The 14,417-nt window shown below is 44.3% G+C and carries 14 protein-coding genes; 7 read left to right on the top strand and 7 right to left on the bottom strand.

From position 1 onward, the window contains the following. The first annotated feature begins 49 nt into the window (after positions 1 to 49). From BUB19_RS16345 to BUB19_RS16335, 3 genes are all read left to right on the top strand, one after another. Positions 50 to 2,233: a S9 family peptidase gene (locus BUB19_RS16345; protein WP_073095702.1), complete on the top strand. Its 2,184-nt coding sequence runs from the start codon at positions 50 to 52 to the stop codon at positions 2,231 to 2,233. A gap of 102 nt (positions 2,234 to 2,335) precedes the next feature. Then, positions 2,336 to 2,707: a hypothetical protein gene (locus tag BUB19_RS16340; RefSeq protein ID WP_073095699.1), complete on the top strand. Its 372-nt coding sequence runs from the start codon at positions 2,336 to 2,338 to the stop codon at positions 2,705 to 2,707. A gap of 413 nt (positions 2,708 to 3,120) precedes the next feature. Then, positions 3,121 to 3,687 (top strand): DUF3244 domain-containing protein, encoded by a 567-nt coding sequence (locus tag BUB19_RS16335; RefSeq protein WP_178371514.1) that lies wholly within the window; start codon positions 3,121 to 3,123, stop codon positions 3,685 to 3,687. Positions 3,688 to 3,756: 69 nt separating this feature from the next. Here BUB19_RS16335 and BUB19_RS16330 read toward each other — a convergent pair whose 3' ends face one another. Further along, positions 3,757 to 4,596 (bottom strand): sugar phosphate isomerase/epimerase family protein, encoded by an 840-nt coding sequence (locus tag BUB19_RS16330; protein WP_073095695.1) that lies wholly within the window; start codon positions 4,594 to 4,596, stop codon positions 3,757 to 3,759. Positions 4,597 to 4,674: 78 nt separating this feature from the next. After that, positions 4,675 to 4,962 (bottom strand): hypothetical protein, encoded by a 288-nt coding sequence (locus tag BUB19_RS16325; protein WP_073095693.1) that lies wholly within the window; start codon positions 4,960 to 4,962, stop codon positions 4,675 to 4,677. A 292-nt stretch (positions 4,963 to 5,254) separates the two neighbouring features. Between BUB19_RS16325 and BUB19_RS16320 the strand changes: the two genes are divergently transcribed. From BUB19_RS16320 to BUB19_RS16310, 3 genes are all read left to right on the top strand, one after another. Continuing rightward, positions 5,255 to 7,726 carry a bifunctional UDP-N-acetylmuramoyl-tripeptide:D-alanyl-D-alanine ligase/alanine racemase gene (locus tag BUB19_RS16320; protein WP_245802877.1) on the top strand — a complete coding sequence of 824 codons (2,472 nt, stop codon included), beginning with the start codon at positions 5,255 to 5,257 and terminating at the stop codon, positions 7,724 to 7,726. Between the two features lie 259 nt (positions 7,727 to 7,985). After that, complete coding sequence (locus BUB19_RS16315; protein WP_073095691.1) at positions 7,986 to 8,648, top strand: hypothetical protein; 663 nt, start codon at positions 7,986 to 7,988, stop codon at positions 8,646 to 8,648. Between the two features lie 6 nt (positions 8,649 to 8,654). Next, a complete protein-coding gene (locus BUB19_RS16310) occupies positions 8,655 to 10,370 on the top strand; it encodes a capsule assembly Wzi family protein (RefSeq protein ID WP_073095689.1) in 1,716 nt (571 codons plus the stop codon). A gap of 2 nt (positions 10,371 to 10,372) precedes the next feature. Here BUB19_RS16310 and BUB19_RS16305 read toward each other — a convergent pair whose 3' ends face one another. Further along, the gene (locus BUB19_RS16305) at positions 10,373 to 11,269 is read right to left on the bottom strand and encodes a M28 family peptidase (RefSeq protein ID WP_073095687.1); all 897 of its coding nucleotides are present in this window, start codon (positions 11,267 to 11,269) and stop codon (positions 10,373 to 10,375) included. A gap of 74 nt (positions 11,270 to 11,343) precedes the next feature. Here BUB19_RS16305 and BUB19_RS16300 point away from each other — a divergent pair, with 74 nt between their 5' ends. Continuing rightward, positions 11,344 to 12,333: an NTPase gene (locus BUB19_RS16300; RefSeq protein ID WP_073095685.1), complete on the top strand. Its 990-nt coding sequence runs from the start codon at positions 11,344 to 11,346 to the stop codon at positions 12,331 to 12,333. Between the two features lie 95 nt (positions 12,334 to 12,428). On the opposite strand, the gene BUB19_RS16295 is transcribed toward BUB19_RS16300, so the two are convergent. The 4 genes from BUB19_RS16295 to BUB19_RS16280 form a co-directional block, all read right to left on the bottom strand. Further along, positions 12,429 to 12,686, bottom strand: a complete 258-nt coding sequence (locus tag BUB19_RS16295) for a DUF6952 family protein (protein ID WP_073095683.1) — start codon at positions 12,684 to 12,686, stop codon at positions 12,429 to 12,431. After that, complete coding sequence (locus tag BUB19_RS16290; RefSeq protein ID WP_073095681.1) at positions 12,667 to 12,981, bottom strand: thioredoxin family protein; 315 nt, start codon at positions 12,979 to 12,981, stop codon at positions 12,667 to 12,669. The genes BUB19_RS16295 and BUB19_RS16290 overlap by 20 nt, the downstream gene beginning before the upstream one ends. Before the next feature lie 85 nt (positions 12,982 to 13,066). Beyond that, positions 13,067 to 13,636, bottom strand: a complete 570-nt coding sequence (gene yjjX / locus BUB19_RS16285; RefSeq protein ID WP_073095679.1) for an inosine/xanthosine triphosphatase — start codon at positions 13,634 to 13,636, stop codon at positions 13,067 to 13,069. Positions 13,637 to 13,666: 30 nt separating this feature from the next. Continuing rightward, positions 13,667 to 14,374 (bottom strand): YebC/PmpR family DNA-binding transcriptional regulator, encoded by a 708-nt coding sequence (locus tag BUB19_RS16280; RefSeq protein ID WP_073095771.1) that lies wholly within the window; start codon positions 14,372 to 14,374, stop codon positions 13,667 to 13,669. Positions 14,375 to 14,417: the final 43 nt, after the last annotated feature.

Here is a 14,417-nt window from a genome sequence, read left to right as displayed (position 1 = left end):
GCACACCATGTGATTATACCGTTGGCTTTTATTCAAAAAGAAAATAATAATGCAAGCATTGTTGAAAGTATTCTTTTTTTTCATATTCCTATCCGCCTCTCAGGTTTCGCTTTTCGCACAAGAAAAGCAAAAAATAGGACTGGATGATGTGATCCGGAAACAAACCTTTGTTCCCCAATTGGTTCGGGGAATCAATTGGATGCGTGACGGTCAATTTTACAGCTCTCTGAGGAAGACCGAAGGCTACGCACAGGTGGTAAAAATCAACCTGACAACCGGAGAGCAGACTGATGTATTGATCGATGGCAGGGAAATAGGCCTTGACTTTTCCGACTATGCCTTTAACCCGGAGGAAAGCATGGCCCTGCTGGCATCTGAGGTGACTCCAATTTACCGCAGGTCCAGCAAGGCCAGCTACCACCTGCTGGATCTGAACACCGGAGAGATGCGGGAGCTCGAAAACGGTGAACAAATCTCCTATGCCAGTCTTTCGCCGGACAATCGCAGGGTGGCCTTCGTCAAAGACAACAATTTGTTTTTTGAGAACCTGCGATCCGGAGAAAAAATACAGGTCACTACAGACGGTCAAAAAAATGCCATCATCAATGGATCCGCCGACTGGGTATATGAGGAAGAGTTTTCCATGTCCAAAGCATTTGAATGGTCGCCTGATGGTAAAAAACTGGCTTTTATCCGTTTTGATGAACGAGAGGTGCCCGAATTTAACATGCAGAAATGGGGCAAATTATATCCCGAAGATTACCATTTCAAATACCCCAAAGCAGGAGAGCAAAATGCCCGGGTGAGCATTTGGGTATATGATATTGAAAGCAGCCAAACTCAGGTTATGGATACCGGCAGTGAAACTGACGTGTACCTCCCCAGAATCTACTGGGCAAATGACAGTCAAACCCTGGCGATTGTGCGGCTAAACCGACTTCAGAATCAGAAAGATATTATTTTTTCCGATGTAAATAGTGGAGAGTCAAAGGTGATCTTATCAGAAAAAGCGGCCACTTATGTCGATCTCAACTTTAACGATAACTTTATTTTTTTACCGGATGAGAGCGGCTTTATTACTACCTCCGAAAAAGATGGATTCAAACACATTTACCATCACAATATGGCGGGCGAGCAGCTGAGTCAGATTACTGAAGGGGAATGGGAGGTGACCGCTCTCGTAGGTGTGGATGCTGAGAAAGCCAGGGTGTATTACATTTCTACCGAACAGTCCCCGATGGAACGCCATTTTTATTCAATTGCGCTCAACGGTAAAAGAAAAATGTTGCTCAGTCCCGAAAGTGGTACGCACAACATCAACATGAGCCCGGACCACCGTTTCTTTATTGATACACATAGTAGCGTGGACCTGCCCCCGCAAACTGCGCTTTATAATGAGTCCGGAGAATTAATTAAACTACTGGAGGGCAATCAGCAACTGCAGGAAAAAATCCTCTCCTACGACTTCAATGAAAAATCCTTCTTTACATTTGAAACTTTGGACGGCACATCCCTTAACGGCTATTTGATCAAACCCCCTGGCTTTGATCCCGGCAAAACTTACCCCCTGTTATTATATGTATACGGAGGACCGGGGTCGCAACAGGTCATGAATACCTGGGGAGGCACCCGGGATTGGTGGCATCAACACCTGGCTTCAGCCGGGTACCTGGTGGCTTGTGTGGATAACAGAGGCACAGGAGGCAGAGGCAGGGCTTTCAAACACAGTACCTATGGGCAGTTGGGTAAACTGGAAACCCAGGACCAAATCGCTGCAGCCCAATACCTCGCTGCTGAGCCCTTCGTAGATAGCGACAGAATTGGCATCTGGGGTTGGTCTTATGGTGGATACATGTCTTCTCTGGCACTTATGTTGGGTAACGAGACCTTTAAAATGGCCATATCCGTAGCACCAGTTACCAGTTGGCGCTATTATGATACGATCTATACCGAGAGATACCTTAAAACCCCACAATTAAACCCTGAGGGCTACGACGATTACAGTCCGCTCTCTCATGTCAGCAAATTGACAGGAAAGCTTTTACTCATTCATGGCACCGGAGACGACAACGTGCACTTTCAGAATTCGGTCGAGCTGGTAGATGCCTTGATCGCTGCGGACAAGCAATTTGACACCTTCTACTACCCAAATCGCAGCCATGGCATCAGCGGAGGAAACACAACCTGGCACCTGTACCGAATGATGACCGATTACATAAAAGAAAACCTGTGATGTAATATCGAACATGCCGATCAGGGTAGGGGTATTTTGCCTGGATATATTGGCTTTTCATGAAATTATTATATATTCAAAACAGCAATAAACCCCTGAATCATGAAAGAGAATATCAACACCACCCTACATAGCCTGAGTCTGGCATCAGTATTAGCCCTACTCGCCTGGTACTATATCGGTTCAGGCAATACTGCTGCGACAGTATTTACCTGGATGATTATTGTGCTAATCGCTGTAGAGATCATTAGCCTCATACTGGTCAGTGGCATTTATCCAGAAAGCCATACTTCTTTCAAGATTGGTATTATCGCTATGCTCTTTATTCTTTTGGGCATCAAGGCCATGCTACCTTCCTTTTTTGTTCCGCTTACCGTTACCCTTATCGCAGTAAACTTCCTGTATAACTTTTATACCAATAACAAACGCAAAAAGGGGGCTTTTAAACGGAAAAAGAAAGGGCTAAAATATTGATTTTGAACCGGAAAACTGCAGAGACTCGTATTCGAGTGATCAGCCAAGCCTCCATCGTCATCGAAAATTTGTACGGATAATGACAATATTCCGTACGAAAGCGTACACAAATATCTTTTTTGATTCCAGGGAAAACCGCCAGGAAATATTTTTTTAAGTGATTATCGATGGGACGATTTTAGACCGGCCTGGCATTTTGGGCAAAAGTAAGGCAAAAAAGTGTATTGAATCCATACATTTTTGCTAGAAAGTGTCCGCTGGTCGTACACATTACTTCCTGGCAATCGGTATAGGCAGGGTTTTACTTTACATTAATTTTTTTCATAAAATTTTTTTTGGCAAAAAGGCCATTTTCATGGTACAGGTTTGGTATGGTATCCTGTAAACGCAAACAAACAAAACACAAACATACCATGAAAATCCTTGCAACACTATTGATGACAATGAGCCTGGCATTTGGAAGCCTGGCAGCAGAAAAAAGCCTTATGGAAATTACCTCAATTCAGGTAGGCGAGCAAAAATTTACGATTCATCTCGCTGAAGCGGTAGGTCGGGTACATGTCTCCATTATTAATGCCGCCGGAAAAGTGATTGAAAGAAACCTCTTTATTGTCAAAGAACCACTCAACATCCCCTTCAATATCAGTAAGCTTCCGGAGGGGGCGTATAAGGTAAAACTGAAAACGAAAGAAGAAACCGTAAATTTCGAGCTTGAAAATAAAAAGAAGGTAGAAAAAAAGCTTATGGCCTATGCGAAGCCCCTTGATGAAAGGACATTTTCGCTAACGGTCCTCGGAGTAGAAAAACCCGGTACAGAAATCACCATTTTCGATGAAAGTGGTAAAAGAATAGCTACTGATGAAGTCCGGAATACGGGAGGGTTTTCCAAAAACTATCACCTGAAATTCATGAAGCTGGATGAGGTCTATGTAAGGGTAAGGAATGCCGACGGAAAAATCAAATACCTGTACTTTGATTAATCAGATCCGAAAAAGCCCTGATCGAACTCAGGGCTTTTTTTATACCTGGTCCCTCTCTAATGGGGGTAATTACCGGTTCAATTCATTTTGTATAAAGTAAACCGACTGAGGGATTTGGGCTACTGACCTGGACGACTCGTCTTCAATGATCAGAAACTCGGTACCGGCGTCCCTGGCTTCCCGGATGATCCCCGCCACATTGATGTCGCCGTTTCCCAGAACCACATTGCTCTCTACATCTCCGGTGCCGTCATCGCTGCCAGGAGTTCCTCTTTTCCGGTCTTTCAGATGGAGCAAAGGAAATTTCTCCGGGTGGGCTTTAAGAATGGCTAGCGGATCAGCCCCTCCCATTTTAACCCAGAAGACATCCATTTCAAAATCAAAATGCTCCGCACTCTCCATTATCAGGTCGAATAATGTGCCCTGGCCATAGCGCTGGAACTCATATCCGTGTGGATGGTAGCAGAAAGTCAAACCGGCATCTTTAACCAATTTGCCGGCACGATTAAATACCTCCACTGCAGCCCTTGCATTCTCTTCACCAAAATTGCCGGAAGTATGAGGTATCCAGAATGTCACAATATACTTTGCACCAAAAAATTTCGCTTTTTCTATTACAGCTTGTGGATTGTCGCGCATCTCTTCAAATGACCCCCCCACACTAATGAGTTGCAAATCATATTTATCAAGCAGCTGCTTGTATTTCCGATCGCTCATTCCATAGGTATTCCCCCCTTCGATGTACTTGATACCCCATTGGTTGATTATTTTGTGGTATTGATCTACGTCTACTTTCATCTGTTCCCGTAGACTGTAGAGCTGAAGGCCAATTTCCTGAGCCTGTACCGTTGTGAGCAGCATTAAAAAAAATACCGGGAATACGAATATTTTGATGGCGCTGAAATTCATTTTTTTTTACGGATTATCTGAAACTTATTGCAGTCTTAAGATAATAAAAAATTCCGACAAGTAGCCCCTTATTACAGATCAGTCTTCCTTGAACCGATCCAGAACATATAAAAAAATATTGAACGATAGGGTAGACACTTCTTCAGCTGTTTCTTCTTCTGACCAATCGGATTTCTCTGAATGATCGGTGTATTTCTTTTTGTCGCCCCGCGAGTCTCCGGCTCTCTTCAGCGCGTATCCGGAAAGTGAGCCTGATTCAACTTTTTCGAATTCTTTTTCTGTATGGGAGGGATGGTATGGCTTCTCGGTTTTCTCAGGTACTTTAAATTCTACATCCTGTTCGGTTTGCCCATAAAGATCGCCCATCAGTAAAAAACAAAATAATAGCCCCGCAAAAGCGCATTTTAAACAAGTCTTCAATATAATATTTTGCGAATTCATTTTGTCTTTCCGATATTGGATTTTAGTAACCTGGTTTTTTGTAATAATGTTATAAAAATACAAATTTTTTTGCCCTGAAACAAACGTTGTAAAATGTTGCGGGATTATTGCGACATCTCTTTCTGCTAGGGTCTGGTGCGGATATTGTATCAGGCAATGCTAATTTCAGGTACAATAGTGATACATTTACCTGGGGAAACAACAAAACAGGGACAGGATGATTCAACCAATCGATTTCAGCGCTTTTTCTTCCAATTATTCGGGTGGAAACCAGGAATTCTCAGAAAAAGGATTAATCGACAAGATAGAAATTGATACCAGAAAGATTCAAAGTGGAGCTACGGCCCTGTTTGTTGCATTGGATGGTTCCCGGCAAAATGGTGCTGATTTTGCGAAAATAGCGCACAGCCTAAAGGTCAGGAATTTTATCCTTCCACTCAAAGCCAAATCAAACGTGCCACACTTGGATGATTCCAACATCCTATGGACAGAAAATCCGCTGGATGCACTGCAGGAGCTGGCAAAGGCAAATCGGTTCCAGTTTGATGGACCGGTGATAGGCATTACCGGGAGCAATGGCAAAACGATCGTAAAAGAATGGCTGGCACAGGTTTTAGGGCAGGATGTAAAAGTCTATAAAAGTCCGAAAAGTTATAACAGTCAGATTGGGGTGGCCCTGTCTGCCTTAGGGATCCAGTCAGTACACCAGGTGGCTTTGCTCGAGGCGGGCATTTCCAAACCGGGAGAAATGGATCGATTGAAAAAGATCATTGAGCCGGAAATAGGAATATTTACCAATATCGGCAGTGCTCACGATGAAAATTTTGAAAACCTGGAAACAAAAATCAGGGAAAAATGCAGGCTATTTGCCAACGTGAGATTCCTGATTTACCGGAAAGACCATGCGCTTGTACAGCACTTTCTTGAAAAAACCTTTGACAGTGATAGATTGGTCAGTTGGTCCGATGTACCCGGAGCGGATTATACCCTTTCTGTTAAGAAGGAAAAAAAGGGTGCCAGGATATTAATGATCGCGCCTGACCTCCGGACCTATACCTTTGCTACGGCATTCGATGATCCTGCCTCGCTTGAAAACATTCGTCATGTAATCGTTTGCAGCATGGTGCTGGGCCTAAAACCCGAAAAAATACAGGCTGGGGTAAAACTGCTTCACGCAGTTGATATGAGATTGACCTTAAAATCCGGTATCAGGCAATGCCTGCTGATTGATGACAGCTACAACAATGATTTGGCCGGATTGGAAATTGCTCTGGAGTTTATGAGCCAGCAAAGAACACCCTCCGGTCGAAAAATATTGATACTCTCCGAGATGGTGCAGGAGGGTAATGAGGAACTTATGGCTCAAAAAATTTCAGGCCTGGTGTCACACTACCAAATCGACTTATTGGTGGGGGTAGGCCAGCTCTTTCTGCGTTACAAAAATTTTTTTTCCCCACAATGCCTCTTTTTTTCTGGTAACTCCGAAGTGCTTGCAGGAATTGAGAAGCTTAACCTGGATAGGGATCTTATTTTGGTAAAGGGCGCCAGAAAATTCCAATTTGAGGACATCATCCGCCTGCTTGAAGCGGAGGTGCATGAGACCGTTCTGGAAATCAACCTGAACGCCCTTCGCCACAATTTTAACTTTTACAAAACCCTGCTCTCCCCTGACATCAAAATCATGGTCATGGTAAAAGCATTTGCATATGGCGGCGGCGCTGCAGAGATAGCAAATCACCTGCAACAGATCGGTGCTGACTACCTCGCGGTGGCATATATTGATGAGGGTGTATACCTCAGGCAAAAGGGGGTAACCTTACCGGTGATGGTCATGAATCCTGATACCCGTTATCTTGATTTGATTCAGGAATACAAGCTTGAGCCAGTCATTTACAGCCTCCGTAGTTTAGAGGGTCTGTCCTCACTCGCCCTAAATCAGTCTGAGGAACTGCCTATTCATTTGGAACTGGATACAGGAATGAGGAGATTGGGTATGGCGGAAGAAGATCTGAAAGATCTGCTGACCCATTTAGAGCAGCATCCGCAGATCAAAATAAAGGGAATTTTTACCCATTTGGCAGGCGCTGATGAAGCCATTCACGAGGAATTTACGCTGACCCAGCTTACCCGTTTCAGGGAGCTCAGCGATAGCATCATGAACAGGCTGCCTGCCCGCCCGATAAGGCATGCGCTGAATTCGGCCGGAATCGTGCGTTTCCCTGATCAGGCATTTGATATGGTCCGGCTGGGTATCGGCCTGCACGGAGTAGAAGTCAATCAACTGGAGCAGAACAAACTCGAAGCAGTGGCAACTTTAAAAACGGTTGTTTCGCAGGTAAAAAAAGTTCGAAAAGGAGAAAGCATAGGGTACGGACGCCAGGGAAGGATGCAGCAGGACGGAGAAATTGCCATACTGGCCATTGGGTATGCCGATGGCTATGACAGGCGATTCGGAAACGGCAACGCATTCGTAATGGTCCGGGGTAAAAAAGCCTGGACGATCGGAAATATATGTATGGATATGTGCATGGTAGATGTATCCGGGTTGCAGGTAAAAGAAGGCGATGAGGTGATTCTTTTTGGGAAGGGGCCTTCTTTACAATACCTGGCAGCCCAAATAGGTGCCATTCCCTATGAACTGCTAACGGGCATTGGTATGCGTGTGAAGAGAAACTATATTCTGGATTAAATCAGCTCAACCGATGCAGTATTTGGATAAGATTTCGTTAATTTGCAAATCAACACCGATGATGCATCTTATTATGGTATCCGGTCCCACTCTAGCTGTTTTAAATGAAAATATCGATAGAAATATTAATTTCCCTACTTTGTAAATGGCAAACTGATGTGTCTCGGGCTACATCAGGAGGTCAGGAGATTAGCCCCAAAAAAAATCAACTCCCCTCACCAATGCTTTACATCCTATATTTTCCGTAAAAATACCCCTGATGTCATCGTTTTCAACCGCAAAAAAAACGCACCCGATATTTCTCATCATTCTTGCTGTCTGGTGTTTTTCCTGTGAGACCAGTCTGCTGGAGGAGGTAAAAGTGTACGACAATGATTTTTCACAATCTGACCTCCTGTATTTCGAAAAAGGGAGATTATTTGATTTCAACGGGGATACGGTATTGGGATATTTCCACAATGAAGAGATAGCTTTGAATTTGCCGGATCTTCCGGAACACAATACCATAAAAGTCACCATAGACTTATTGCTTCACGATAGCTGGGACGGCAATCCGGACAATGTAGGCGGTCCGGATTTTTGGTACATGAACCTGGATGGACAACAGGTTCTGAGAACAACATTCTCCAATAGCCCCTGTGAATCCACCTATTGCCTTTATCAGTCTTTTCCGAATAATTTTCCGAGATTTTATGAACCCAAGACCGGAGCTGTGCGCAGCGATCTTCCCGGGCGCTGCCAATACCAGAACAGCAATGGGTGGACCAGCCATTACCAAATCACCAGAATCATCAGCCATTCAGCAAACAGCCTGGCAATAGTCTGTGGAGATGAACTTAAGCAGGAGAATGCGGCTGATCCCGTATGCGATGAAAGCTGGTCTATTGCAAGAATTCGGGTAAGCACCATGACGCTAAATTGAGAAATTATGAGCAAAAGATACCTTTCACCCTATTTCCTGATCTGCTTCCTCGGTTTGGCCTGTTGTGTGGGTTTGGCAACAGACGCATCGGGCCAAAGTGTTAGCCTCAATTTACCGGTATATGGAGATTACATGCGCAGGCAACAACTTCTGGGAAATCTTTCCCCGGAAAGCAGCTTTATGATCAGGCCCCTGTATCCTTCAGAGGTATTTGGCACCTCCAATGGACTGGATCTGGATGAATCATTTACCGATGAAGACCTGTCAGATTTCAATTTTAGCACCGCGGACAATAAAGGCAGATTTCAGATACTTCCACTGATGTTTAGGGGACAATACAATGGAGAGTACGCTTTTGGAATCAATGATGGCCCCATGATTCCCAACAGGGGCATGCAATACCTTTTCAATGCCGGAGTTTTTTTTGAATATGGCCCGCTGAGCATTCAGTTTCAACCCGAAGTACTTCATGCCAGGAATCGCGATTTTCAGGGCTTTCCATTAGACCACTGGGGCAGTACCTGGCTGCAATATTACGAATGGCTCAATACGGCAGATATCCCTGAGCGGTTTGGCGGCTCTCCCTACACCAGACTGAGCCTGGGGCAGTCCAGCGTCCGGCTGAACATACGCGAGTTTTCTCTGGGCATATCTAACGAAAATCTGTGGTGGGGACCAGGCAGAAGAGCATCTCTTTTAATGAGCAATAATGCTCCCGGCTTCCTCCATCTCACACTGAATACCAGGAGGCCTCTACAAACGGTTATCGGTGGGTTTGAGGGCCAATTGATCGCAGGAAAATTGCAATCCTCCGGTTTTGAACCTCCCCATCACAATTACGTCTACGCGAGTACCCCCTTATATGTACCCAAAAGAGACGATGAAGATTGGCGGTATCTATCAGGATTGGTATTGACTTACCAACCCAAGTGGTTGCCTGGACTCTTTCTTGGGTTCAGTTCAGTATCTCAAATGTACCATTCAGACATGGATGGGCTGTCAGATTATTTGCCCGTATTCAATGGAGAGAAGGGTCCGGAAAGCCTCTCCAGGCCCTCAGTTGACAAGAGAAACCAATTGAGTAGTGGTTTTTTCAGATGGATGGATGCGACCGGGCATTTTGAATTTTATGGGGAATATGGCTCCAACGGCAACAGCAGAAGTCTGGCAGACTTTCTTATCGATCCAGATAAAAACCGCGCATTCACCTTTGGATTTACCAATTTGATTCCCTTAAAAAAGGAAAATGAGTTTTTCCAGCTTGGAATGGAAATGACCCAGACAGGTCAAACGGTAAGAGAGGTAATCCTGTCAAGAAATAGCTGGTACACCCACCCTCATGTCCGGCACGGTTATACGCACAAAGGGCAGGTGCTGGGATTTGGATATGGGCCCGGCAGCAATGTAATTTCCCTGGATGCCTCCTGGGTCAAAAATTTTAATCGCCTGGGCTTCCAATTGGAATACATCAACCATAACAATGATTTCTATTACAAGCGTTTTGAAGAAATCAAAGATTGGCGAAGAAAATACGTAGACATAGTACCCTCATTGATAGCTGAATGGCGGATCAATAATCTACTGGTGTCCGGACATTTTCAATATGTAAATACACTGAATTACAAGTGGTATCTGGAAAACCATCCGGATATTTATTTCGTGCCCGGGCTGGATCAGAATACCTTTGTGGCAAACTTTGGCATTTCTTACCTGATTCGATAGGGTCAGGGAATGCTTTGGTCAATACCGACAATAGTCTCCAATACCAGTTCAGCCGCCTGCAGGTAGAATTCCTGCTGAATATTTTCAAACGTATCGGTAGGCTGGTGGTAATCCCTGTGATCATCTACCCCGAAATAAATGAATGGTACCTGTCTTTCGTGAAAGGGGCCGTGGTCTGAAGCTCTGCTCCAATCCTTTTCCCCAGGGCCACCGTCATTTCCGAGCACCAAACGGATTGGGGATTTTGCAGCGGCCTGCAAAAGATAATCCCTGAATTGGGGATAAAACCTCGTCCCTACTGCATAGAGTGTATTGTCATCGCTGCGGCTGATCATGTCCATATTGATGACAACTTTAATCTGCTCAAGTGGAAAAGGGAAATCATTGACAAGTGCCCTGGCCCCAAGAAGGCCCAATTCCTCCGCATCTGTGGCGACAAGCATTACAGAATGTCGGGGTGGATTTTCTGTTAAGTACGCCGCCATACCCAATAAAGCGGCCGTCCCGGATGCATTGTCATCGGCGCCATTGTAGATCACGTCACCTTTCATTCCCAAATGGTCATAGTGGGCCATGATGAGTAGGATCTGATCAGATGATGATCCGGGGATAAACCCGATGATATTCGTGCCTTTTCCCTTTGTCCCGTTGCCCCTTTCCAGGTTAAATTTTTCTGTATATCCGGGAAATTGACTTCTTAAACCCAATGAATCAAACCTTGAGGCAAGAAAATCACCCGCTTTTATATTTCCTTCACTCATTGCGGCCCTTCCCTGAAGCTCATCGGAAGCCAAATAGCGAATGTCTTCGATGAGTGTCTGCTTGTCAATTCTTTGACTCCATACTTCCTGGGCTTCAAAGCAAAAAAATAATAAAATGAAAGCTACTATCGTTTTCATACCAAAAGATTTTACTGGGTCTTGCGTATATTCGTGAAAATACTAAACTTTAACGTGTGGATGCGGTTTTGCCTATGAAATATCTTTGCCTGTCAGGTTTGATCATGCTTTTCTCCCTGCAAAGTTTTGGCCAATCAACCACTGTAGATTTCTTTTTAAACGGAAAATCGGTTGTCCTGATTTCCGCCTCTGGTATGGCAGCGCCTGCAATGGACTGGAAAGTGCTGGCGGAAGAGATTCATCCCGCCCTTACAGCGGGGGGAGGAGATCCCATAGCATATTATGAGCTGGAGGAGGTCATTTTATCAGGTGCCATCAAACGTGCATATGCTGCCTACTTTAGTCAGCGCCTGGTGAAAAATATAGTACTGCTGATCCGGAAAAATGACGGCAGCTTTTACAGCCATATTTACCCCTTTTCAGGAAATGCAAATATCATTGCTCCGGGAGCCAACTGGACGGCTACTTCATCGGATCTGGACGCACTGAAGACTGAATTGGCCTCCATAGGCAGTGGGAAGAGGAGTGAAAATTTACTGGTGCTGGAAGTACCCGAATACCCACCCGTCCCCGGTTTGGAATCTGGTACCGCATCAACTGCCTATATTCCCAGGGCACCGTTAAACCTCGACGCGTTTAAATTGGGGATTTTATTGACCGGAGCTTCCGGAAATGAAGACTTTCTGACCACATTCAGGCATGATATATATGGCAAACCTGAAGCCCAGGTAGCCGCAGAACAAAGTGCGGAAAGAACAGGGCTGGAAACTATATTTTCAGAAATTTATCCCTATGAAGTCGTCTTCCTGACCGAGGCAAAAAGCAACCAGGAATTGATTGGAGAAGGAATTCAGTTTATCCTGATGAAGCAGGAAGGCAGAGAGGCCGATTTAATGGAAAGTATGGGGGTTCCGCTTCAGGGCCTCGAAAACCCGGATCGGATAGTGGTAAAATACTATATTCGATTTTTGGTAAGAAACGAACTCTACATAGGAGAATCCTGGGATGCAGACCCGGACTGGAAAACTGCTCTGAGAGACTTTTTGAAGCAGGTAGTACCATAAAAAAAAAGGTATGCCACAATGGACATACCCCACACTTCGCGTCAGTAGATTCATTTTTGGGTGATAAACAACTTTTCTACTTTTTCAAAGTGCATTCAATTATCAATAGAACCTACCACCCTTTTCATAAAGGTATTCATGGCCTCTTTTTTATCAGTTCCTTCTTTAATCATTTGATTTACCTCAAGCGTACCGTATAGATTGGACAACAACTCCCCCATTACATCCAGCTCTTCATCCTTGAGTGTGCTTATTTCCGTCATGGATTCCAGCAATTCAATGGTTTCCACCACCCAATCTTCATCATTTTCCTCAATGAATTGCAAGACGTGCTTAATTATCGGTAATCTCATCGATCAATGTTTTTAGTACTTCTTCTTTGTTTGTTTGCACCTGATTTACAACCGAACCATTTCTGAAAACCGCAAAAGTCGGCAAATTGTTTACCTGAGCGAGTTTTCTGGATTCAGGCAGTTTTTCGGCATCCACGTACAAAAAGGTAATGTCCTCAAAACTTTTGCTCAGACGCTTCATCTTTGGCTTCATTATTCTGCAGTTGCCGCACCAGGTAGCTCCATATTGAACCACCACTTTTTCATTTTCCTGAATGATGTGAGCTAAATTATCTGATTCTAATTCCTGTAGCATATACTGTTTGGTTTAAAATAAGCTGCAAAGGTACTAACTATTATTTCCAAATTCCAATAGATTCCATCTATCAGTCATAGAGATATCAATAGATGTGGGCGTTGGCAAAAGGAATAAGGGCAAGGGTTACCCCTTGCTGGTAATATTCCATCCGGTTCACGATACCATTGGTCAATATTCCAACTGCACCACTGTTTTGTTTTGAATTGGTCCTGTTGAAGACCTGATCATCTGCCTCCCCCAGTTCCATGCCTTCGCGTATCAATTTCGATAATGCTTCCGGCAAAAAGAAGGTGGCTGTTTTTGCCTTTCCTATTTTACTGCTGGCGTCCATCACTACCATCCAGGCAAAGGCTACCATCTGTTCTCCTACTTCATCTACTCCTCCTTCTATTCCCACCCAGTAATCAGCTTCAGGAAAAGCTTTTTTGGATTCATTGGCACGATTGTATGCTCCGGTATAGGTTTCTACATCTCCTACCGGCTGGGAACTCACATTTGGGTCAGCATCGAGTCCCTGTACGATAAAATAATCCTCAAAGATGGATTGAAATGCGTTTTCCGTACTTTTGATTTTTACGGGATTTTTACTTCCTACGATAACCAATTTTTGCCTTTTCTGGTCCTGAAGGTTTTTTCTTTTGGGAAATGCCATTTGATGAATTAAAGTTGAAAATATTTGGTATCAGGCCATGTTGTGGTACACCTGGTTCACGTCGTCATCTTCCTCCATCCGCTCAATCATTTTATTGATATCCTCTTCCTGTTCTGGTGTCACTTCTGTAGTGGACATGGGAAACCGCTGCATGTCAGCACTGATGATTTCAATGCCCTTATCCTCCAGAGCTTTTTGCATATTGCCGAAATCTTCGAAAGCTGTGTATACAAATATCTCTCCTTCATTCTCATCAATGTCATCCAGCCCAAAATCAATCAGGTCGAGCTCCAGCTCTTCCAAATCCCAATCACCCTTCGTGAAACGAAAGACAGCTTTTCTCTCAAACATAAAACTTACAGAACCCGTAGTGCCAAGTGATCCGCCGGCTTTCGTAAAATAATGCCGGATGTTGGCCACTGTCCTGTTGATATTATCTGTCGAGGTCTCCGCGATCACCGCGATACCATGCGGCCCATATCCTTCATATACGACTTCTTCGTAGTCCTTTTCATCCTTGTTGCTTGCTCTTGCAATGGCTGCCTCTATACGATCTTTCGGCATGGATGCGCCCTTGGCATTTTGAATCACAGTCCGAAGTTTGGCATTGTTGCCAGGATCAGGGCCACCTGCTTTTACTGCCATTACAATTTCTTTACCCAGGCGGGTAAAGACCTTGGACATCTTGCTCCATCTTTTGAATTTTCTTTCTTTCCTAAATTCAAATGCTCTTCCCATATATTTTTTTATTTCAGGTTTGTAAAAATAATTAAAAATTTGA

The sequence above is a fragment of the Cyclobacterium lianum genome (genome assembly GCF_900143075.1).
Taxonomy (GTDB): Bacteria; Bacteroidota; Bacteroidia; order Cytophagales; family Cyclobacteriaceae; genus Cyclobacterium; species Cyclobacterium lianum.
Note: the sequence above shows the minus strand (reverse complement) of the source record. Positions and strands in the feature narration are given on the sequence as shown.

Excerpts from the sequence above, each read along its gene's own strand:
- BUB19_RS16345 (WP_073095702.1), top strand. The coding sequence starts at position 50 with ATGCAAGCATTGTTGAAAGTATTCTTTTTTTTCATATTCCTATCCGCC.
- BUB19_RS16340 (WP_073095699.1), top strand. The coding sequence starts at position 2,336 with ATGAAAGAGAATATCAACACCACCCTACATAGCCTGAGTCTGGCATCA.
- BUB19_RS16335 (WP_178371514.1), top strand. The coding sequence starts at position 3,121 with ATGAAAATCCTTGCAACACTATTGATGACAATGAGCCTGGCATTTGGA.
- BUB19_RS16330 (WP_073095695.1), bottom strand. The coding sequence starts at position 4,596 with ATGAATTTCAGCGCCATCAAAATATTCGTATTCCCGGTATTTTTTTTA.
- BUB19_RS16325 (WP_073095693.1), bottom strand. The coding sequence starts at position 4,962 with ATGGGCGATCTTTATGGGCAAACCGAACAGGATGTAGAATTTAAAGTA.
- BUB19_RS16320 (WP_245802877.1), top strand. The coding sequence starts at position 5,255 with ATGATTCAACCAATCGATTTCAGCGCTTTTTCTTCCAATTATTCGGGT.
- BUB19_RS16315 (WP_073095691.1), top strand. The coding sequence starts at position 7,986 with ATGTCATCGTTTTCAACCGCAAAAAAAACGCACCCGATATTTCTCATC.
- BUB19_RS16310 (WP_073095689.1), top strand. The coding sequence starts at position 8,655 with ATGAGCAAAAGATACCTTTCACCCTATTTCCTGATCTGCTTCCTCGGT.
- BUB19_RS16305 (WP_073095687.1), bottom strand. The coding sequence starts at position 11,269 with ATGAAAACGATAGTAGCTTTCATTTTATTATTTTTTTGCTTTGAAGCC.
- BUB19_RS16300 (WP_073095685.1), top strand. The coding sequence starts at position 11,344 with ATGAAATATCTTTGCCTGTCAGGTTTGATCATGCTTTTCTCCCTGCAA.
- BUB19_RS16295 (WP_073095683.1), bottom strand. The coding sequence starts at position 12,686 with ATGAGATTACCGATAATTAAGCACGTCTTGCAATTCATTGAGGAAAAT.
- BUB19_RS16290 (WP_073095681.1), bottom strand. The coding sequence starts at position 12,981 with ATGCTACAGGAATTAGAATCAGATAATTTAGCTCACATCATTCAGGAA.
- yjjX (WP_073095679.1), bottom strand. The coding sequence starts at position 13,636 with ATGGCATTTCCCAAAAGAAAAAACCTTCAGGACCAGAAAAGGCAAAAA.
- BUB19_RS16280 (WP_073095771.1), bottom strand. The coding sequence starts at position 14,374 with ATGGGAAGAGCATTTGAATTTAGGAAAGAAAGAAAATTCAAAAGATGG.